Consider the following 20,442-nt stretch of genomic DNA (forward strand, 5'->3'; position numbering starts at 1 on the left):
GCCGGTCACGGCAGCTCCGCGACGGCCGCATCGATCGCCGCCGCGAGCCCGTCGGGCCCGGCCTGCAGGATGCTCCGGCTCGCGCTCGCGAGCACGAGCTCGTCGGCGGGGAAGAGCCGGTGCAGGTCGGCGAGGCGCGCGCCCTGCGCGCCGAAGCCCGGCGCGAGGACGGGGGTGGATGCGTCGGGTGCGAGCCCGTAGGCGGCTCGGTCGATCGTCGCGCCGATGACGAGGCCGTGGCCCGCGCCCGTGCCGGCATTGCGGGCCGCGACGGCGTCGGCGACCGCGGCGGCGACCGTGCGGCCGTCGTCGAGCCGCGCGAGCTGGATCGCCGCCCCCTCGGGGTTCGAGGTGGCGGCGAGCACGAAGACGCCCTTGCCGCTGCGCTCGGCGGCCTCGAAGAGGCCCTCGAGCGCGCCGACGCCGAGGTAGGGGCTCGCGGTGAGCGCGTCCGCCTCGAGCGGCGCGCCGGGCTCGAGCCACGCGGCCGCGTAGCCGAGCGTCGTCGAGCCGATGTCGCCGCGCTTCGCGTCGGCGATCGTGACGAGGCCGGCGGCGCGGGCGTCGGCGAGCACGCGCTCGAGCGCGCCGAGCCCCGCGGGCCCGATCGCCTCGAAGAGCGCCACTTGCGGCTTGACGACGCCGACGCGCCCCGCGGCCGCCTCGACGACCGCGCGCCCGAAGCGCTCGAGGCCCGACGCATCCGTCCCGAGGCCCCAACGCTCGAGCAGCGCCGGGTGCGGGTCGATGCCGACGCACAGCGCGCCGCGCTGGCGCACGGCGTCGCCGAGCCGCTCGAGGAAGGTCACGCCGACCGCCGCGCGTGGTACTCCTGCAGGCTCGTCACCTCGAAGCTCTCGCGAGCCGCCTCGATCGCCGCGACCGCGGCGCCGAGCTGTGCGACGGTCGTGAAGAGCGCCTTGTCGCCCGCGACGGTCGCGGCGCGGATCTCGTAGCCGTCGGCGCGCGCGATGCCGCCCGTGGGGGTGTTGATGATGATGTCGATCTCCCCCGCGTCGATGAGGTCGACGATCGACGGCTCGTCTCCCGCCTCCGAGTGCTTGCGCACCGTGCGCACGGCGATGCCGTTGCGGGCGAGCACCTCGGCCGTGCCGGTCGTCGCGACGATGTCGAAGCCGAGCTGCTGGAGCCGGTGCATCGGCAGCACCGCTTGGCGCTTGTCGCGGTCGGAGAGCGAGACGAAGACGGTGCCGGAGGTCGGCAGCCCTCCGTAGGCGGCGGCCTGGCTCTTCGCGAACGCGGTCGGGAAGTCGCGGTCGATGCCCATCACCTCGCCGGTCGAGCGCATCTCGGGCCCGAGCAGCGAGTCGACCATGCGGCCGTCGGCGGTGCGGAAGCGGCGGAAGGGCAGCACGGCCTCCTTGACCGCGACCGGCGCGTCGATCGGCATCACGGTGCCGTCGCGCTCGGGCAGCAGCCCCTCGGCGCGGAGCTCCGCGATCGTCGCGCCCGCGAGCACGCGCGCGTTGGCCTTCGCGATCGGCGTGCCGATCGCCTTCGCGACGAACGGCACCGTGCGGCTCGCGCGCGGGTTCGCCTCGATGACGTGCAGCACGCCGGCGCCGTACGCGAACTGCACGTTGATCGGGCCGCGCACGTCGAGCCCCGCGGCGATGCGCAGCGTCGCGTCGCGGATCTCCTCGAGCTGCGCGCGCCCGAGGCCGACGGGCGGCAGCGTGCACGACGAGTCGCCCGAGTGGATGCCCGCCTCCTCGATGTGCTCGAGGATGCCCCCGACGTAGAGCTCGTCGCCGTCGAAGATGGCGTCGACGTCGATCTCGATCGCGTCGTCGAGGAAGTGGTCGACGAGCAGCGGCGCCTGCGGACCCACGATGCCGTGCGAGGCGATGCGGTCGAAGTAGCCGCGCAGGCTCGCGGTGTCGTAGACGATCTCCATGCCGCGGCCGCCGAGCACGAACGAGGGACGCACGAGCACGGGGTAGCCGATCCCCTCGGCGATCTCGATCGCCTCCTGCTCATTCGTCGCGATGCCGTTGCGGGGGGCGACGAGGCCCGCCTCGTCGAGGATGCGCTGGAACAGGCCGCGCTCCTCCGCCGCGTCGATCGCGTCGGGCGCCGTGCCGAGGATCGGCACGCCCGCAGCCTCGAGGCCGCGCGCGAGCCCGAGCGGGGTCTGGCCGCCGAGCTGCACGATGACGCCGACGAGCTCGCCCGCCGCCTGCTCGACGTGCACGATCTCGAGCACGTCCTCGAGCGTGAGCGGCTCGAAGTAGAGCCGGTCGCTCGTGTCGTAGTCGGTCGAGACCGTCTCGGGGTTGCAGTTGACCATGATGGTCTCGAAGCCCGCGTCGGAGAGCGCGAACGACGCGTGCACGCACGAGTAGTCGAACTCGATGCCCTGCCCGATGCGGTTGGGGCCCGAGCCGAGGATGATGACCTTCCGGCGGTCGGAGGGCTCGACCTCCGTCTCGAGGTCGTAGCTCGAGTAGTGGTACGGCGTCTCGGCCGGGAACTCCCCCGCGCACGTGTCGACGGTCTTGAAGACCGGGCGCACGCCGGCCGCCCAGCGCGCCTCGCGCACCTCCGCCTCGGCGATGCCGCGCAGCTGCGCGATCTGCGCGTCGGAGAAGCCGTGCTCCTTCGCGAGCCGCAAGTGCTCCTCGTCGAGCGCACCGGTGCCGCCCGAGAACGTGCGGATGGCGTCGGCGACCTCGTTGATGAGCACGAGCTGGTCGAGGAACCACGGGTCGATGCCGGTCGCCTCGTGCGCCTGCTCGATCGTCGCGCCCGCGCGCAGCGCCTGCTGCAGCGTCACGATGCGGCCGTCGGTCGGCACGCTCGCGGTCTCGAGCAGCGCCGCCGCGTCGCCGGGCTCGCCCTCCCAGTGGAACGACGAGCCGCGCTTCTCGAGCGAGCGGAGCGCCTTCTGCAGGGCCTGCGCGTAGGTGCGCCCGATCGCCATGGCCTCGCCGACCGACTTCATGGTCGTCGTGAGGGTCGCATCCGCCGCCGGGAACTTCTCGAAGTTGAACCGCGGCACCTTGACGACGACGTAGTCGAGCGCCGGCTCGAACGACGCGGGCGTCACCTTGGTGATGTCGTTCGGGATCTCGTCGAGGCGGTAGCCGAGCGCGAGCTTCGCGGCGATCTTCGCGATCGGGAAGCCCGTCGCCTTCGACGCGAGCGCCGAGGAGCGCGAGACGCGCGGGTTCATCTCGATCACGATGATGCGGCCCGTCGCGGGGTCGACGGCGAACTGGATGTTGCAGCCGCCCGTGTCGACGCCGACGCGCCGGATGATGTCGATGCCGATGTCGCGCAGGCGCTGGAACTCGCGGTCGGTGAGGGTGAGCGCGGGGGCGACGGTGATCGAGTCGCCCGTGTGCACGCCGACGGCGTCGACGTTCTCGATCGAGCAGACGACGACCGTGTTGTCGGCCTGGTCGCGCATGAGCTCGAGCTCGTACTCCTTCCACCCGAGGATCGACTCCTCGAGCAGCACCTCGCCGATCGTCGACGAGTGGATGCCGTCGCCGACGAAGCGGCGCAGCTCGGCCTCGTCGTGCGCGAAGCCCGAGCCGAGGCCGCCCATCGTGAACGAGGGGCGCACGACGACCGGGTAGCCGTACTCCTCGGCGAACGCGATCGCGTCGTCGACCGAGCGCGCGATCGCGCTCGAGGCGACGTCGGCGCCGGCCTCGAGCACGAGCTCCTTGAAGAGCTGGCGGTCCTCGCCGCGCTGGATCGCGTCGACCTTCGCGCCGATGAGCTCGACGCCGTGGCGCGCGAGGATGCCCTGCTCGTGCAGCGCGATCGCGGCGTTGAGCGCCGTCTGGCCGCCGAGCGTCGGCAGGATCGCGTCGGGGCGCTCCTTGACGAGGATCGTCTCGATGACCTCCGGCGTGATCGGCTCGATGTAGGTCGCGTCGGCGAAGTCGGGGTCGGTCATGATCGTCGCCGGGTTGGAGTTGACGAGGATGACGCGCACGCCCTCCTCGCGCAGCACGCGGCACGCCTGGGTGCCGGAGTAGTCGAACTCGGCCGCCTGGCCGATGACGATCGGCCCGGAGCCGATGACGAGGACGGAGCGGATGTCGTCGCGCTTGGGCACTAGGCGTCCTTCTGCTGGTCGTTGGCGGCTGCGCGGTGCTCGAGCACGAGCTCGCGGAAGCGGCCGAAGAGGTGGTGGGCATCGTTGGGGCCGGCGGCGGCCTCGGGGTGGTACTGCACGCTGAAGGCGGGGATGTCGAGCGCCCGCAGGCCCTCGACGACCTCGTCGTTGAGTGAGAAGTGGCTCACCTCGACGCGGCCGAAGCCCGCGGGGCTCTCGAGCTGCTGGCGCAGCGGCGCGTCGACGGCGAAGCCGTGGTTCTGGCTCGTGATCTCGACCCGGCCGGTCGCGGTGTCGAGCACGGGCTGGTTGATGCCGCGGTGGCCGAAGGGCAGCTTGTAGGTGCCGAAGCCGAGCGCGCGGCCGAGCAGCTGGTTGCCGAAGCAGATGCCGAAGAACGGCAGGTCCTCGCGCAGCAGCCCCTGGAGGAGCGAGACCTGCGCGTCGCTCGCCGCGGGGTCGCCCGGGCCGTTCGAGTAGAACGCGGCGATCGGCTCGTGCTCGAGCACCTGCTCGAGCGTCGCGTCCTGCGGCAGCACGACGAGGTCGAAGCCCTGCTGCTGCAGGTAGCGGAGCGTGGATGCCTTGACCCCGAGGTCGAGGACGGCGAGCGTGCCGATCGACTCGCCGATCGCGGGCAGCCGGTACGCCTCGGGCGTCGAGACGAGCTCGGCGAGGCTGCGGCCGGTCATCTCGGGGCTCGCCCGCACCGCCTCGAGCATCGCGTCATCGGTGCCGAGCGCGTCGCCCGAGAAGACGCCGGCGCGCATGGCGCCCGCGTCGCGCAGGCGGCGCGTGACGGCGCGCGTGTCGATGCCCGCGATGCCGACGATGCCGTCGTCGGCGAGCTGCGCCTCGAGCGAGCCGTCGGCGCGCCAGTTGGAGACGACGCGGCTCGCGGCGCGCACGACGTAGCCGGCGGGCCATGCGCGGCGCGACTCGGCGTCCTCGTCGTTGACGCCGGTGTTGCCGATGTGCGGCGCCGTCTGCACGACGATCTGGCCCGCGTAGGAGGGGTCGGTGAGCGTCTCCTGGTAGCCGGTCATGCCGGTCGCGAAGACGGCCTCGCCGAGCGCTCGGCCGGTGGCGCCGTAGGCGGTGCCGCGGTAGATCGTGCCGTCCTCGAGCACGAGGGCAGCGGGTGCGGGGGTGGTCATGAGGGTGCTCCTTCCCGGGCGAGGGCGCGCAGCGCCTCGAACGCCTCGGTGTCGTCGCCGATGATGCGGAGGTAGGTGTCGACGTCGGCGCCGAGCGAGTGGGCGATCACGATGATCCCCCCGGGCTCGACGACGCGATCGATGGTCCAGGTGGCCCGCTCGACCGCGCGGATGCGGTCGGCGGGGATGCGCACCTCGCGCCGGTCGGCGACGAGCTGCACGCCGGCCGCGTCGATCGCGACTTGCGTGCGGCCGCGGAAGCCGAGGCCGTGGGCGAAGATGCGCTGGTAGGGCTCGCCGGCGCGCGTCGTCGCGACGTAGAGCGCTTCGGCGACGAGGGTCGGCGCGGCGTCGATCCACGGCAGCGGCGGCTCGACGTCGCGCTGGCGTCGTCGGTGCGCGAACACGCCGAGCACCGCGAGCAGCGCGACGAGCGCCACGAAGCCCGCGCTCAGCAGCGCGAACATCTCCTTCGTCATCGCCCGACCTCCCCGGTCACGATCTGCCCGGTCACGACCTGCCCGGTCGCGATCTCCCCGGTCACCTCGCCCGCCGCGAGCGTGCGGCGGCCGGCGTGCCACACGTGTAGCACGCGGCCCGGCAGCTCGCGGCCGAGGTACGGCGAGTTCGTCGAGCGGCCCTTGAGGTGCCGCTCCTCGACGACCGCGCGCGCGGCGGGGTCGACGAGCACGACGTGCGCGGGCGAGCCGACCTCGAGCGGCGCGTCGTAGCCCGGCTCGCGGCCGATCGCGGCGGGCGTCGTCGACATGACTCGCGCGACGCCGGCCCAGTCCAGCAGCCCCGTCTCGACCATCGCCTGCTGCACCACCGACAGCGCCGTCTCGAGCCCGACCATGCCGAACGAGGCATCCGCGAACGCCGAGAGCTTCGCCTCGGGCGCGTGCGGCGCGTGATCGGTCGCGACGATGTCGATCGTGCCGTCGGCGAGCGCCTCGCGGAGCGCCTGCACATCGGCGTCGGGGCGCAGCGGCGGGTTGACCTTGAAGCGCGCGTCGTAGGAGCGCACGAGCTCCTCGGTCAGCAGCAGGTGGTGCGGCGCGACCTCGGCGGTGATGCGCACGCCGCGCGCCTTCGCGGCGCGCACGACCTCGACGGTCTCGGCGGTCGAGACGTGGCACACGTGCAGGCGAGCGCCGGCGAGCTCGGCGAGCATCGCGTCGCGCGCGACGATCGACGCCTCGGCGACCGATGGCCAGCCGCCGAGCCCGAGCTCGGCCGAGAGCGGCCCTTCGTGCATGACGGCGCCGCGCGTGAGCGCCGGGTCCTGCGCGTGCTGCGCGACGACCGCGTCGAGCGCCGCCGCGTGCTCGAGCGCGCGCCGCATGAGCTCGGCGTCGTGCACGCAGTGGCCGTCGTCGCTGAAGACGGTGACGCGGGCGGCGCTGCGGGCGAGCATCGTCATGTCGGCGAGCCGCTGCCCCGCGAGGCCGACGGTGACGGCGCCGATGGGGCGCACGGTCGCGAGCCCGGCCTCGAGGCCGAGCCGGTGCACTTGCTCGACGACCGCGGGGGTGTCGGCGACGGGGTTGGTGTTCGCCATCGCGAAGACGCACGTGAAGCCGCCCGCGGCGGCGGCCCGCACGCCGCTCGCGACCGTCTCGGCCTGCTCGCCACCGGGCTGGCGGAGGTGCGCGTGGAGGTCGACGAGGCCCGGGAGGGCGACGAGGCCGGTTGCGTCGACCACCTCGGCGCGGTCACGGTCGATCGCGCTCGGGTCGACGAGCACGCCGTCCTCGATCGCGAGGTCGCGCCGCTCACCGCCGAGCACGGCGGCGCCGGTGAGCAGGGTCGTCATCGGGTGCCTCCGTGGTCTGAGGATGCGTGGTCGGGGGCCGGGAGGTCGGATGCCAGGAGCGAGTACAGCACGGCCATGCGCACCGAGACGCCGGCGGTGACCTGCTCGAGGATCGCGGAGCGGTCGGAGTCGGCCGCGCGGCTCGAGAGCTCGAGGCCGCGGTTCATGGGGCCGGGGTGCAGCAGGTGCGCGTCGCCGAGGCGAGCGAGCCGCTCGTCGGTGAGCGACCAGCCGGTGATGTACTCCGCGGCGCTCGGCGCGACCTTCCCCGCCTGCCGCTCGAGCTGCACGCGCAGCAGCATGATCGCGTCGGGCCGCTCGTCGATGACGCGGTCGAGGCTCGGCTCGGCGCGCACGCCGAGCCGCGTGCCGTCGCTCGCGGCGGGCGGCAGCAGCGGCGGCGGGCCGACGAGCGTCACCTCGGCGCCGAGCGCGGGCAGCAGGAGCGCGTTCGAGCGCGCGACGCGCGAGTGGGCGATGTCGCCGACGATCGCGATGCGCAGGCCGTCGAGCGCCTTGCCGCGAGCCGCGTCGCCGTGCACGCAGCGGCGGAGGGCGAAGGCGTCGAGCAGCGCTTGGGTGGGGTGCTCGTGCGTGCCGTCGCCCGCGTTGATGACCGGCTTGCCGATCCAGTCGGCGAGCAGGGCGGGCGCGCCGGAGGCGCCGGAGCGCACGACGACGCCGTCGACGCCCATCGCCGCGATCGTGAGGCCCGTGTCGCGCAGCGACTCGCCCTTCGAGACGCTCGAGCCCTTGCCCGACACGTTGATGACGTCGGCCGAGAGCCACTTGCCGGCGATCTCGAACGACGAGCGGGTGCGCGTCGAGTCCTCGAAGAAGAGGTTCACGACCGTGCGACCGCGCAGGGCCGGCAGCTTCTTGAGCTCGCGGTCCTGGATCTGGTGCATGTCCTCGGCGAGGTCGAGGAGGGCGATCGCCTCGTCGCGCGGCATCGATGCGGTGAGCAGCTGCCTCATGCGACATCGTCCTCGATCGTCACGGCGTCGGCGCCGTCGACCTCCTCGAGCAGGATGCGGACGTGCTCGCTGCGGGCGCTCGGCAGGTTCTTGCCGACGAAGTCGGCGCGGATGGGCAGCTCGCGGTGGCCGCGGTCGACGAGCGCGGCGAGCCGCACGACGCGCGGGCGGCCGAGGTCGGCGAGCGCGTCGAGGGCGGCGCGGATCGTGCGGCCCGAGTAGAGCACGTCGTCGACGAGCACGACGACCCGGTCGTCGATGCCGGCGGCCGGCACGCGCGTCGGGTGCGGGGCGCGCGTCGGCCGGCCGCGCAGGTCGTCGCGATGCATCGTGACGTCGAGGGCGCCGACCCGGTCGGCGAAGCCGATGCCGGTGATGTCGGCGAGCCGGTCGGCGAGCCGCTGGGCGAGGTGCACGCCGCGGGTCGGGATGCCGAGCAGCACGAGGTCGTCGGCGCCATGGTTCGCCTCGAGGATCTCGTGGGCGATGCGCGTGAGGGCCCGGCCGATCTCGTCGGGCCCGAGCACGGTGCGCGCTCCTGCACGCTGAGTCACAGCGACTCCCTTCTCCGCCTCTCGGGACGGGCTTCAAGGTGTCTGATGGCTCCACTCTACCGGGTCGCGCTACCGCGTCGCGTGCTCCGGCCGGAGGCCGAGCCCGATGAACCTCCCCATGAGGTGCCGGAGCGCCGGCACGCGCTGCAGCACGCGCAGCGGCAGCGGCACGGGCACGGCGGCGCCAGGCTCGGCGACCCGCGCGAGCACGGTCTCGAGCCGGCGCTGCACCGCTTGCACAGCGCGGGCGGAGGGCTCCCGCCGCCGCTGGGTGCGGTGCAGCAGCGCCTCGTTCGGCCGCCCGGTCCGCAGCCCCGACGCGAGCGCGTTCGCCGCCGCGACCGCATCCTGGATCGCGAGGTTGATGCCGACGCCGCCCGCCGGCGACATCGCGTGCGCCGCGTCGCCGATCGCGAGCAGCCCGTCGCGGTGCCGGCGCGCCAGCCGGTCGATCCGCACGCGCAGCACCCGCACGTCGTCGAACCGCAGGTGGTCGAGCCGAGCTCGGAACGACGGCGTCCGACCGCAGCCGCGAGTCGCGGCCGTCGGCGAGCACGACGAGCCTCGCGCGCAGCTCGACGGGACCCTCCGGAGTGTCGGCGAGGACGCCGACGATCCGCTCGCCGTCGCGCCAGCAGTGCGGTCGCGTCGCAGCGCATCCGCAGGTCGAACGCGGGAAGCGACCTGCCCGCATCCGCGAGCACGTCGAGGAAGTCCCACTGCGGCAGGAAGGCGATGCACTTCCGCACCGTCGGGAGCCGGGTGAAGTCGGCGACCACGAGCCGGCGCCCCGAGAAGCGCATCGACACGTGCGGCATGTCGGCGTGCGTCAGGGCGAGGAAGCGCTCGAGCAGCCCGAGCTCGTGCAGCACCTCCTGCGTCGACGGGTGGATCGAGTCGCCGCGGAAGTCGCGCAGGAAGTCGCCGTGGCGCTCGAGCACGGCCGTGCGCACGTCCGCGCGGGCGAGCAGCAGGCCGAGCATGAGGCCGGCGGGCACGCCGCCCACCACGATGCAGTCGTGCGTGCGCTCGGCCATGCAGCCATCGTCCGCGCCCGCGCGGTTGCGCGCGAGCGGCGCTTCAGGCGCGCTGCGCCGCGATCCGACCCAGCACGCCGTTGATGAACGCGCCCGAGCGGTCGGTCGAGAGCTCGTTCGCGAGGTGCACGGCCTCCGAGACCACGACGCTCGCGGGGGCCGTCTCGTGCTCGAGCTCCCATGCGCCGACCCGCAGGATCGCGAGGTCGGTGCGCGGCATCCGGTCGAGCGTCCAGTGCTCGCTCGACGAGGCGATGAGCTCGTCGAGCCCCTCGACCTCGTCGGCGACGCCCGCGACGATCTCGCGCGCGAAGGCGAACCACGGGTGCTTCGCCCAGCCGAGGCGGGCAGCGGTGTCGCGCAGCACCGTCTCGGGCGCCTCGTCGCGCGCTTGCGCGGAGTAGAGCACCTCGACGGCGTGCTTGCGCGCCTTGCGGCGCGAGGGGTAGGTCTCCTGGCCGCTCACGTCAGCTGACGCGGCCGAGGTAGCTGCCGTCGCGCGTGTCGACCTTGATGCGCGTGCCCTGCTCGACGAAGAGCGGCACCTGGATCTCGGCGCCCGTCTCGACGGTCGCCGACTTCGTGCCGGCGCTCGAGCGGTCGCCCTGGAGGCCCGGCTCGGTGTAGGTGATCTCGAGCACGACGGATGCCGGCAGCTCGACCTGCAGCGCCTCGCCCTCGTGCATCGAGATGGTCGCGGTGCCGTTCTCGAGCAGGTACTTCGAGGCGTCGCCGACGATGTCGGCGGGGATCGGCAGCTGCTCGTACGTGTCGTTGTCCATGAACACGAAGTCGGTGCCGTCGTTGTAGAGGAACTGGTAGTCGCGGCGGTCGACGGTCGCGAAGTCGATCTTCGTGCCGGCGTTGAAGGTCTTGTCGACGACCTTCTGGCTGCGCGCGTTGCGGAGCTTCGTGCGCACGAAGGCGCCGCCCTTGCCCGGCTTGACGTGCTGGAACTCGATGACGCTCCAGAGCTGACCGTCGAGGTTGAGGACCGCGCCGTTCTTGATGTCGTTCGTGGTTGCCATGGGGTTCCGTTCCGTGGTGCGTGCTAGGACCCCCGCGGGGCCGACGAACGAGTCTAGCGGCCGACGATCGCGGCCGCGGCCAGGCGGTAGCCGTCGAGCCCGAAGCCGGCGATGACGCCGGTCGCGACGCCCGAGATGACCGAGGTGTGCCGGAAGGCCTCGCGCGCGTGCGGGTTCGAGATGTGCACCTCGACGAGCGGGGCGACGCCCTGCAGCTGCGCGCACGCGTCGCGGAGCGCGTAGGAGTAGTGCGTGAACGCCGCCGGGTTCAGGATCACCGGGGTGCGCGCATCCACCGCTTCGTGGATCCAGCCCACGAGCTCGGCCTCGTCGTCGGTCTGGCGCACGTCGGCCTCGACGCGCTGCTCGAGCGAGCCGGCCGCCTCGACGAGCGGCGCGATGTCGTCGATCGTCGCGGTGCCGTACACCTCGGGCTCGCGAGTGCCGAGCCGGCCGAGGTTCGGGCCGTTGAGGACGAGGATGCGCATGCCCCCATCCTGCCCGACCAGCGCTCGCCCGCGTGCGCGTGACCGGTCACTTCCGCGTCTGAGCGGTCACTTCCGCGCGTGAGCGGTCACTTCCGCGTTTGAGCGGTCACTTCCGCGTGTGAGCGGTCAATCAAGGCGGATGCGTCGGGAGATGACCGCTCACGCCCCAGACCGACCGGTCACAGTCGGAACTGACCGGTCACAGTCGGAACTGACCGGTCACAGTCGGAACTGACCGGTCACAGTCGGAACTGACCGGTCACAGTCGGAACTGACCGGTCACAGGCGGAACTGACCGGTCACAGGCGGAAGTGGCCGCTCAGAGGCGGAAGTGACCGCTCGGAGGCGGAACTGACCGCTCGGAGGCGGAAGTGACCGGTCGCGGTCAGTCGGCGAGCGACTGGTAGGCCATGAACAGCAGGCTGTCGTCGGGGCCCTCGAGGATGCGGGGCTTCGCGACGTCGTCGAGCACGACGAAGCGCAGCATCGAGCCGCGCGCCTTCTTGTCCTTGCGCATCGTGCCGAGCAGCGTCTGCCAGCGCCCGATGGGGTACGTCGTCGGCAGCTCGAGCGACTGCAGGATCGCCCGGTGGCGGTCGACGACGCCCTCCGGCAGCCGACCGGCGAGTCGCGAGAGCTCCGCGGCGAACACGAGGCCGATCGACACCGCGGCGCCGTGGCGCCAGCGGTAGCGCTCGGTGTGCTCGATCGCGTGGCCGAGCGTGTGGCCGTAGTTGAGGAACTCGCGCTCGCCGCGCTCGCGGAAGTCGTTCGCGACGACGCGCGCCTTCACCTCGATCGACCGCGCGACGACCTCCTGGAACTCCGGCGTCGCCGGGTCGGTCGCCGCGTCGAACGAGCCCTCGAGCAGCTCGAGGATGCGCGGGTCGGCGATGAAGCCCGTCTTCACGATCTCGGCGAAGCCCGTCAGGAGCTCGTTGCGCGGCAGCGAGTCGACGAGCTCGAGGTCGGCGACGACGACCGCGGGGTGGTGGAAGGCGCCGACGAGGTTCTTCCCCTGCTCCGTGTTGATGCCCGTCTTGCCGCCCACCGCCGCGTCGACGATGCCGAGCACGCTCGTGGGCGCCTGCAGCACGCGCACGCCGCGCAGCCACGTCGCGGCGACGAAGCCCGCGAGGTCGGTGACGGCGCCGCCGCCGAGGCCGAGCACCGCATCCGTCCTCGTGAACTCCGCCTGCCCCATGATCTGCCAGAGGAACTGCGCGACCTCGATGCGCTTCGCGGCCTCGGCGTCGGGCACCTCGGCGAGCAGCACCTCGACGCCGTCGAGCTCGGCCTTGAGGTGGTCGGCGACGCGGCTCATCGCGGGCTGGTGCACGACGAGCAGCCGCTGCGCGTCGCCGAGCGAGGCGCGGAGGCGCTCGACGAGCACGCCGCGGCCGACGTGCACCTCGTAGGGGGCATCGGTCTCGACGCGGATCGTGGTCATGGGGTCTCCTTCGCGGTCACAGCTCGCGCTCGGCGAGCCAGGCCTGCAGCTCGTCGAGCAAGCGGGCCATCGGGGTCCTGGATGTGTCGACGGTCACGTCGGCGAGCGAGCGGTAGACCGGCTCGCGCTCGGCGGCGATGCGTCGCCACGCGTCGATGCCGTCGGCCACGAGGGGCCGCCCGCCGCCGCCGAGGCGGCGCTCGGCGGCGCGCTCGTCGACGGTCACGAGCACGACGGTCGCCGAGCGCAGCAGCTCTCGCGACCCCTCGTCGAGCACCGCGCCGCCGCCGAGGGCGACGACCGTGCCCGGCACGAGCGCGCGCTGCACCGCCTCGGCCTCCCAGCGGCGGAACACGGCTTCGCCGTGGGTGGCGAAGATCTCGGGGATCGGGCCGTGCTCGAGCACGACGAGGCGATCGGTGTCGGCGAACGTGCGGCCGATGCGGCTCGCGAGCTTGCGGCCGAGCGACGTCTTGCCCGCCGCCATCGGCCCGATGAGGGCGATGGGTGGCCGGTCGCTCACCTCGTCGCCGGGCCGCGGCCCCGCACCCGACCCGGCCGCGCCGGGCGTCACGGGAGCGTGCGGAGGCGCTCGGGGATCGCGGCGAGGTACGCCTCGAGGTTCCGCCGGGTCTCGCCGACCGAGTCGCCGCCGAACTTCTCGAGCATCGCGTCGGCGAGCACGAGCGCGACCATCGCCTCCGCGACGACGCCCGATGCGGGCACGGCGCACACGTCGCTGCGCTGGTGGTGCGCCTGCGCGGCCTCGCCGGTCGCGACGTCGATCGTGCGCAGCGCGCGGGGCACGGTCGCGATCGGCTTCATGCCCGCACGCACGCGCAGCGCGCCGCCGGTCGTCATGCCGCCCTCGATGCCGCCGGCGCGGCCGGTCTCGCGGCGCACGCCCTCCTCGTCGACGAGGAGCTCGTCGTGCGCGACGCTCCCCCGCCGGCGAGTCGTCTCGAAGCCGTCGCCGACCTCGACGCCCTTGATCGCCTGGATGCTCATGAGGGCCTGCGCGAGCCGGCCGTCGAGGCGGCGGTCCCAGTGCACGTAGGAGCCGAGGCCCGGCGGCAAGCCGTAGGCGAGCACCTCGACGATGCCGCCGAGCGTGTCGCCCGAGCGCCGGGCGTCCTCCACCTCGGCGAGCATCGCCGCGCTCGTGGCGGGGTCGTTGCAGCGCAGCTCGTCGGCGTCGAGCCGATCGACGTCATCGGGCAGCGGGAGCGGCGCGTCGTCGGGCACGCGCACGGGGCCGATCGAGAGCGTGTGGCTCACGAGCCGCACGCCCAGCTCGCCGAGGAACGCGCGCGCGACGGCGCCGAGCGCGACGCGCGCGGCCGTCTCGCGGGCGCTCGCGCGCTCGAGCACGGGCCGCGCCTCGTCGAAGCCGTGCTTCTGCATGCCGACGAGGTCGGCGTGGCCGGGCCGAGGGCGCGTCAGCTTCGCGGCGCGGGCGCCCGACAGCTCGCCCTCGAGCGGCGCGGCGCTCATGACCTCCTGCCACTTGGGCCACTCGGTGTTGCCGATGCGCAGTGCGACCGGCCCGCCCTGGCTGAGCCCGTGCCGCACGCCGCCCGAGATCGAGAGCTCGTCCTGCTCGAACTTCATGCGCGCGCCCCGGCCCGCGCCGAGCTTGCGGCGCTGCAGGTCGGCTTGGATCGCCTCCGCCGTCACGGGCACGCCCGCGGGCAGCCCTTCGAGGAGGGCGAGCAGTTCGGGGCCGTGGGATTCCCCGGCGGTGAGCCAGCGCAGCATGCTCACGATTCTTCCAGACCCGTCGCGGCCGCGAGCGCCGACCGCATCGCGGCGGCCACGCGGCCCTCGTCGGACAGCGGCGCATCGACGCCCCCGGTCGTGAAGATCCGTGCCTGCAGCACCGCTTGGCCGAGCAGCATCTCCCGCCCATCGATGAGCGCTCCCGCGGGCACGGCGTCCCGGTAGCGCGACCCGTCGGCACGCGCGTAGTCGGCGTCGAGGAGCCTCGAGGGCGGATGCGCGAACACCGGCACGACCTCGGCCGCGGCGGGGAGCGTGGAGACCGCCGCGTCGACGGCGGGCAGCGGCGCCTCGAGCGGCTGCAGCACGACCTCGACCCCGAGCCGCTCGCCGAGCGCGACGAGCGCTGCGCCCTTCGCGGGGCTGCGGAGCGCGACGGCGACGCGGGCCGCGCCGAGCTCGGCGAGCGCGACGAGCGCCGACCCCGCGGTCGCCCCGGCGCCGGCGATCGCGCCGGTCTCGGCACCCTCGAGGCCCGATCCGGCGAAGGCGCGCACGATGCCGCCGACGTCGGTGTTCCAGCCGCGCGGGCGAGTGCCGAGCAGGAGCGTGTTCGCGGCGCCCGTCAGTCGCGCGCGCTCGTCGAGCGACGCGGCGAGGCGCGCCGCCTCGCGCTTGAGCGGCGCGGTGACCGAGAGCCCGAGCCACGCGCGATCGAGCGCGTCGACGAAGCCCGCGAGCTCGCCCTCGCGCACCGGTCGGCGCTCGTAGCGCCAGTCGCGCCCGAGCTCGCGCGCGGCGGCGCCGTGGAGCACTGGTGAGAGCGAGTGCTCGATCGGCCAGCCGACGACCGCGAGCCGGCGGCGCGCGCCGAGCTCGCCGGCCGTCACGTCAGCCGCCCCAACCGGGGTTGTCGCGCAGGAACTGCTGGAACTGCTGCACCGCGACGTTGTGCTCGGCGAGCGTCTCCGAGAAGACGGTCTCGCCCGTGTTGGGGTTCACCGTGACGAAGTAGAGCCAGTCGCCCTCGGTCGGCGAGAGCGTCGACTGGATCGCGACGTCACCGGGCGCGCCGATCGGCCCGACGGGCAGGCCCGTCCGCGCGTAGGTGTTGTAGGGGTTGGTGGCGTCGGCGCGCTCCTCGGCCGTCGTCGTGACGACGTGGAGGTGGCCGGTGCCGTAGGCGACGGTCGCATCGGACTGCAAGCGCATGCCGATGTCGAGGCGGTTCTGGAACACGCGGGCGACGCGACCGAAGTCGTCGGGCAGCCGCGCCTCGCGCTGCACGAGCGAGGCGAACGTCAGCACGCGCTGGCGGTCGGCCTCGGCGACGCCGGCGGCGTCGAGCGCCTGCACCTGCCGCGCGATCATCGCCCGCAGCACGCCCTCGGCCGTGACACCCTCATCGAACGTGTAGGTCGCGGGGAAGAGCCAGCCCTCGAGCGTCACCGCGTCGGCGGGCAGGTCGAAGCGGTCGAGGTCGCTCTCGAGCTGCAGGAACTCGGCCTGCGGGATGCCGAGGTCGCGCTCGAGCCGCGCGTACACCTGCGGGAGCGTGAAGCCCTCGGGCACGGTGACGCGCAGCTCGGCCTTGTTGGCCGGGTCGAGGATCGCGTCGAGCGCGCCCTGCGCCGACATCTCGAGCTGGACGCGGTAGGCGCCGGGGTGGAGCTGGATCGACGGGTCGGCGATCAGGATGTCGGTGAACGCCTCGGTGCTCGCGATGACGCCCTGCTCGAAGAGCGTCTCGGCGACGGCGTAGCCGTTGTCGCCCTGCTGCACCTGCACGACGACCTCGCCCGTGCCGGGCCCGGCGAAGTCCTCGGGACCGCTGAAGCGGTCCGCGAGCCGCGGGACCACGAGCGCGACCGCGACCACGATGCCGATGACGGCCACGAGCGCGATGCTCCAGCCGATGATGCGACGGCGGTTGCGCGCCTGTCGCGCGCGAGCTCGTCGTCCTGCCATGTCAGTCCTCCGTGGCGGCAGCGCCGCCGTCGTCGAGCAGCTCGCCGGGCGCTCGCCCGGCCGACCGCTCGCTGTCGAGTGCGTGCTGCAGGATCACGACCGCTGCAGCCTGGTCGATGCTCGCGCGCTGCTGGCGCGACGAGCGGCCCGCGGCGCGCATGGCCGCGGATGCCGTGACGGTCGAGAGCCGCTCGTCGACGAGCCGCACCGGGATCGTCGACGCGAGGGCCGCGGCGATGTCGCGCGCGTCCTGCGTGCTCGGGGTGTCGCCGCCCGAGAGCGAGACCGGCAGGCCGACCACCGCCTCGATCGCGCCGAGCTCGGCCGCGATCGCGGCGATGCGCGCGACGACGTCGACGTCGGCGCGCTGGATCGTCTCGACGGGCGTCGCGAGGAGCCCGTCGGGATCGCAGCGGGCGACGCCGACGCGGGCGCGGCCCACGTCGACGCCGATCCGGATGCCGCGTCGCACGGTCGTCGGGCCGCTCAGCGGCCGAGCCCCTCGCGCACGGCGTCGAGCGCGCGCGGCATCGCGCTCGCGTCCTGCCCACCGCCCTGCGCCATGTCGGGCTTGCCGCCGCCGCCGCCGCCGAGCACCGCCGCTGCCGCCTTGGCGAGCGGACCCGCTGCGGCGCCGCCGCGGCGCGCCGCGTCGTTCGTCGCGACGACGATCGCGGGCTTGCCGTCGACCGCACCGCCGATCGCGACGACCGCGGGCTCGGCGCCCAGACGCTCGCGCACCTGGCCTGCGAGCGAGCGGAGGTCATCCTGCGAGCCGACGGCGCCGAGGTCGACGGCGGCGAGCAGCACGTCGCCCACGCGGGTCGCGCCCTCCGCGATCGGCTGCACGCGCGACGCGAGCTGCTTCGACTCGAACTCGGCGATGCGCTTCTCGGCCGCCTTGAGCGAGAGCACGAGCTCCTCGATGCGGCCGGGCAGCTGCTCGCGCGGGGTCTTGAGCATGCCCGTGAGCTCGCTCACGAGCGTGCGCTCCGCGACGAGCTGGCGGAACGCATCCGCCCCCACCGCCGCCTCGACGCGACGGCTCGTCGAGCCGACGCTCGCCTCGCTCGTGATCGAGATGAGGCCGATCTGGCTCGATGCGTCGACGTGCGTGCCGCCGCACAGCTCGCGCGACCACGGGCCGCCGATGTCGACCATGCGCACCGTGTCGCCGTACTTCTCGCCGAAGAGGGCCATCGCGCCGAGCGCCTTCGCCTCGTCGAGCGGCATGAGCCGCGTCTCGACCGGCAGGTCGTCGCGGATCGCCGAGTTCGCGATGCCCTCGAGCTCCTGCCGCATGTCGTGCGAGAGCGCGCTCGACCACGAGAAGTCGAGCCGCATGTAGCCGGCCTTGTTGTAGGAGCCGGACTGGGCCGCGTCGGGGCCGAGCAGCTGGCGGAGCGCCGCGTGCACGACGTGCGTCGCGGAGTGCGCCTGGTTGGCGCCGCGCCGGTATCGCTCGTCGACGACCGCGCGCGCGACGTCGCCGACCGCGATCTCGCCGGAGGTGACGCGCACCATGTGGCTCGTGAGGCCCGCCACCGGGCGCTGCACGTCGAGCACGTCGGCCTCGAAGCCGGCGCCGATGAGCCGGCCCTGGTCGCTGTCCTGACCGCCCGCCTCGGCGTAGAGCGAGGTCGCGGTCAGCACGACCTCGACCTCCTCGCCCACGCCCGCGGACTGCGCCGAGGCGCCATCGGCGATGATGCCGATGACCTCGCCGTCGGCCTCGAGCTCCTCGTAGCCGAGGAACGCGGTCTCGCCCTTCGCACGCAGGTCGGAGTAGACCGAGAGGTCGGCGAGCTGCCGACGGCGCGACTTCGCGTCGGCCTTCGCACGCGTGCGCTGCTCGCTCATGAGCGTCTCGAACGTCGAGCGGTCGACCTCGAGCCCCGCCTCCTCGGCGATCTCCATCGTCAGGTCGATCGGGAAGCCGTACGTGTCGTGCAGCAGGAACGCAGTCTTGCCGGGCACGACGTGCCCGGCGTCGGAGCGCACCCCCTCGATCGCGAGGTCGAGCACGGTCGAGCCCGACTCGAGCGTCTTGAGGAACGTCTCCTCCTCGGCGATCGCCATCCGCTCGATGCGGCCGAACGACTGCTCGAGCTCGGGGTAGGCGGTCGACATCGCATCGAAGCTCGCTCGGAAGAGGGTCGGGAAGGTCGCCTCGTGCACGCCGAGCAGTCGCATCGAGCGGATCGAGCGGCGCATCAGGCGGCGGAGGATGTAGCCGCGGCCGTCGTTGCCCGGCGTGACGCCGTCGCCCATGAGCATGAGGGACGAGCGCACGTGGTCGGCGACCACGCGCATCCGCACGTCGTCCTCGCCGTCGGCGCCGTAGCGCCGCCCCGAGAGCTCGCTCGCGAGGTCGAGCACCGGGCGCACCTGGTCGATCTCGTACATGTTCTGCACGCCCTGCTTGAGGAACGCGACGCGCTCGAGGCCCATCCCGGTGTCGATGTTCTTGCGCGGCAGCTCCCGCACGATCGTGAACTCGGTCTTCGAGCGCACGTCGGCGATCTCGTCCTGCATGAAGACGAGGTTCCAGATCTCGACGTAGCGATCGCTCCCGGTCGCGGGGCCGCCGTCGGGGCCGTGCTCGGGGCCGAGGTCGAAGAAGATCTCCGAGTCGGGGCCCGCGGGACCGGGCTGGCCGGTCATCCAGTAGTTGTCCTCGAGCCCGAGGCGCTGGATGCGCGCGGGGTCGACGTCGGTCGACTCGATCCAGAGCCGCTCGGCCTCGTCGTCGGTCTCGAAGACCGTGACCCACAGGTCGGACGGGCTGAAGCCGTAGCCGCCGTCGGCCTCGGAGCCCGTGAGCAGCTCCCATGCCCAGACGATCGCCTCGCGCTTGAAGTAGTCGCCGAACGACCAGTTGCCCGCCATCTGGAAGAAGGTGCCGTGCCGCGGCGTGCGGCCGACCTCCTCGATGTCGTTCGTGCGGATGCACTTCTGCACGTCCGCGACGCGCGGCCACGGCGCGGGCACGCGGCCAGAGAGGTACGGGATGAACGGCACCATGCCGGCGATCGTGAACATGATCGCCGGATCGTCGCTCACGAGCGGCGCCGAGGGCACGATCTGGTGGTCGCGGCGCTCGAAGTGCTCGAGGAAGCGGCGGTGGATCTCTGCGGTCTGCATTCGGTCAGGTCTCTCCAGCCCCAGCGGGGCATGACGAGCCCGGGCGCTCGGCGCCCGGGCTCGGATCGGGTCTCGTCACTCGCCTCGCAGCTCGCGGTCGCGAGCCTGGTAGCCGTCCTTGACGGCGTCCGTGAACTCGCGGCCCCGGGCGTCGACGTTGTCGAGGAACGCCTTGCCCTTCTCGGTCTCCTCGATGCGGCGCGCGGCGAAGACGCCGATGACGACGCCGATGGCCAGGAACAGGAGCTTCTTCACAGCGGGTCCCCCTCGGGTGTCTGGGTGCGCCCGACGCCGGTCGCAGCCGGGGCGCAGTCAGTCTAACGACGAGAGGGGCCGCCTTCCGGCGACCCCTCTCGATGCACCGCTTCGATCAGCGAGCGGCGTAGTACTCGACGACGAGCTGGACCTCGGCCACGACGGGGACCTCGGCACGCGCGGGGCGGCGCACGAGGCGCGCCTGCAGGCGGTCGAGCTGCACGTCGAGGTACGGGGGCACCGGGGGCAGCACACCGGCGTGACCGCCGGCTGCGGCGACCTGGAAGGGCTCCATGCCCTCGCTGCGCTCGTGCACGTGGATGAGCTGGCCCGGCTTCACGCGGAACGACGGGCGGTCGACCCGCTGGCCGTCGACCATGATGTGGCGGTGCACGACGAGCTGGCGAGCCTGCGAGATGGTGCGGGCGAAGCCGGCGCGCAGCACGAGCGCGTCGAGGCGCATCTCGAGCAGCTCGACGAGGTTCTCACCCGTCAGGCCGGCCTGGCGGCGCGCCTCGTTGAACGTCGTGCGCAGCTGCGCCTCGCGGATGCCGTACTGGGCGCGCAGGCGCTGCTTCTCGCGGAGGCGGACGGCGTAGTCGCTGTCAGCCTTGCGCTTGGTGCGGCCGTGCTGGCCGGGGCCGTAGGGGCGCTTCTCGAGGTAGCGCGCGGCCTTCGGGGTGAGGGCGACGCCGAGGGCGCGCGAGAGGCGCACCTTCGAGCGGGTACGGGACTTCGTGGACATGACTTCCTTCG

The 20,442-nt window shown here is 73.4% G+C and carries 20 protein-coding genes and 1 pseudogene; all 21 read right to left on the bottom strand.

The genetic code is table 11. The features are described 5' to 3' along the window. Nucleotides 1–5: 5 nt before the first annotated feature. Complete coding sequence (pyrF, locus tag ACP7BI_RS11205) at nucleotides 6–809, bottom strand: orotidine-5'-phosphate decarboxylase (RefSeq protein WP_425846226.1); 804 nt, start codon at nucleotides 807–809, stop codon at nucleotides 6–8. Further along, entirely contained in the window at nucleotides 806–4,093 is a 3,288-nt protein-coding gene (carB, locus tag ACP7BI_RS11210) for a carbamoyl-phosphate synthase large subunit (protein ID WP_425846229.1), read from the bottom strand. The genes pyrF and carB overlap by 4 nt, the downstream gene beginning before the upstream one ends. Beyond that, complete coding sequence (carA, locus tag ACP7BI_RS11215) at nucleotides 4,093–5,250, bottom strand: glutamine-hydrolyzing carbamoyl-phosphate synthase small subunit (RefSeq protein ID WP_425846231.1); 1,158 nt, start codon at nucleotides 5,248–5,250, stop codon at nucleotides 4,093–4,095. The genes carB and carA overlap by 1 nt, the downstream gene beginning before the upstream one ends. Beyond that, nucleotides 5,247–5,729: a hypothetical protein gene (locus ACP7BI_RS11220; protein ID WP_425846233.1), complete on the bottom strand. Its 483-nt coding sequence runs from the start codon at nucleotides 5,727–5,729 to the stop codon at nucleotides 5,247–5,249. The genes carA and ACP7BI_RS11220 overlap by 4 nt, the downstream gene beginning before the upstream one ends. Further along, nucleotides 5,726–7,066: a dihydroorotase gene (locus ACP7BI_RS11225; RefSeq protein WP_425846235.1), complete on the bottom strand. Its 1,341-nt coding sequence runs from the start codon at nucleotides 7,064–7,066 to the stop codon at nucleotides 5,726–5,728. Before ACP7BI_RS11225 ends, ACP7BI_RS11220 begins: the two co-directional genes overlap by 4 nt. Continuing rightward, nucleotides 7,063–8,043 (bottom strand): aspartate carbamoyltransferase catalytic subunit, encoded by a 981-nt coding sequence (locus ACP7BI_RS11230; protein WP_425846237.1) that lies wholly within the window; start codon nucleotides 8,041–8,043, stop codon nucleotides 7,063–7,065. Before ACP7BI_RS11230 ends, ACP7BI_RS11225 begins: the two co-directional genes overlap by 4 nt. Further along, nucleotides 8,040–8,597: a bifunctional pyr operon transcriptional regulator/uracil phosphoribosyltransferase PyrR gene (pyrR, locus tag ACP7BI_RS11235; RefSeq protein WP_425846240.1), complete on the bottom strand. Its 558-nt coding sequence runs from the start codon at nucleotides 8,595–8,597 to the stop codon at nucleotides 8,040–8,042. The genes ACP7BI_RS11230 and pyrR overlap by 4 nt, the downstream gene beginning before the upstream one ends. A 69-nt stretch (nucleotides 8,598–8,666) precedes the next feature. Continuing rightward, nucleotides 8,667–9,071 carry an FAD-dependent monooxygenase gene (locus ACP7BI_RS11240; RefSeq protein ID WP_425846242.1) on the bottom strand — a complete coding sequence of 135 codons (405 nt, stop codon included), beginning with the start codon at nucleotides 9,069–9,071 and terminating at the stop codon, nucleotides 8,667–8,669. Nucleotides 9,072–9,280: 209 nt separating this feature from the next. Then, a pseudogene (locus ACP7BI_RS11245) lies at nucleotides 9,281–9,634 on the bottom strand (FAD-dependent monooxygenase); the annotation flags it as partial. Between the two features lie 43 nt (nucleotides 9,635–9,677). Further along, entirely contained in the window at nucleotides 9,678–10,100 is a 423-nt protein-coding gene (gene nusB / locus ACP7BI_RS11250; RefSeq protein WP_211449058.1) for a transcription antitermination factor NusB, read from the bottom strand. Nucleotide 10,101: 1 nt separating this feature from the next. Continuing rightward, nucleotides 10,102–10,662: an elongation factor P gene (gene efp / locus ACP7BI_RS11255; RefSeq protein WP_425846245.1), complete on the bottom strand. Its 561-nt coding sequence runs from the start codon at nucleotides 10,660–10,662 to the stop codon at nucleotides 10,102–10,104. Nucleotides 10,663–10,715: 53 nt separating this feature from the next. After that, nucleotides 10,716–11,150: a type II 3-dehydroquinate dehydratase gene (aroQ, locus tag ACP7BI_RS11260; RefSeq protein WP_425846247.1), complete on the bottom strand. Its 435-nt coding sequence runs from the start codon at nucleotides 11,148–11,150 to the stop codon at nucleotides 10,716–10,718. Between the two features lie 385 nt (nucleotides 11,151–11,535). Then, nucleotides 11,536–12,600, bottom strand: a complete 1,065-nt coding sequence (aroB, locus tag ACP7BI_RS11265) for a 3-dehydroquinate synthase (RefSeq protein ID WP_425846249.1) — start codon at nucleotides 12,598–12,600, stop codon at nucleotides 11,536–11,538. A gap of 16 nt (nucleotides 12,601–12,616) precedes the next feature. Next, entirely contained in the window at nucleotides 12,617–13,174 is a 558-nt protein-coding gene (locus tag ACP7BI_RS11270; protein ID WP_425846252.1) for a shikimate kinase, read from the bottom strand. After that, entirely contained in the window at nucleotides 13,171–14,358 is a 1,188-nt protein-coding gene (aroC, locus tag ACP7BI_RS11275) for a chorismate synthase (RefSeq protein ID WP_425846254.1), read from the bottom strand. Before aroC ends, ACP7BI_RS11270 begins: the two co-directional genes overlap by 4 nt. Nucleotides 14,359–14,360: 2 nt before the next feature. After that, the gene (locus tag ACP7BI_RS11280; RefSeq protein ID WP_425846257.1) at nucleotides 14,361–15,209 is read right to left on the bottom strand and encodes a shikimate dehydrogenase family protein; all 849 of its coding nucleotides are present in this window, start codon (nucleotides 15,207–15,209) and stop codon (nucleotides 14,361–14,363) included. A gap of 1 nt (nucleotide 15,210) precedes the next feature. Beyond that, nucleotides 15,211–16,287, bottom strand: coding sequence for an endolytic transglycosylase MltG (gene mltG / locus ACP7BI_RS11285; protein ID WP_425846259.1), 1,077 nt, complete (start codon nucleotides 16,285–16,287; stop codon nucleotides 15,211–15,213). Between the two features lies 1 nt (nucleotide 16,288). Beyond that, on the bottom strand, nucleotides 16,289–16,759 hold the full coding sequence (gene ruvX, locus ACP7BI_RS11290) for a Holliday junction resolvase RuvX (protein ID WP_425846261.1): 471 nt from the start codon (nucleotides 16,757–16,759) through the stop codon (nucleotides 16,289–16,291). 14 nt (nucleotides 16,760–16,773) lie between these two features. Beyond that, nucleotides 16,774–19,431 carry an alanine--tRNA ligase gene (gene alaS / locus ACP7BI_RS11295; RefSeq protein WP_425846264.1) on the bottom strand — a complete coding sequence of 886 codons (2,658 nt, stop codon included), beginning with the start codon at nucleotides 19,429–19,431 and terminating at the stop codon, nucleotides 16,774–16,776. 75 nt (nucleotides 19,432–19,506) lie between these two features. Next, nucleotides 19,507–19,686, bottom strand: coding sequence for a hypothetical protein (locus ACP7BI_RS11300; protein ID WP_211449040.1), 180 nt, complete (start codon nucleotides 19,684–19,686; stop codon nucleotides 19,507–19,509). 115 nt (nucleotides 19,687–19,801) lie between these two features. Then, a complete protein-coding gene (rpsD, locus tag ACP7BI_RS11305; protein ID WP_031223133.1) occupies nucleotides 19,802–20,431 on the bottom strand; it encodes a 30S ribosomal protein S4 in 630 nt (209 codons plus the stop codon). Between the last annotated feature and the right edge of the window lie 11 nt (nucleotides 20,432–20,442).

Origin of the sequence: Agrococcus sp. TSP3-2-1 (assembly GCF_049897585.1) — a bacterium.
Classification (GTDB): Bacteria; Actinomycetota; Actinomycetes; order Actinomycetales; family Microbacteriaceae; genus Agrococcus.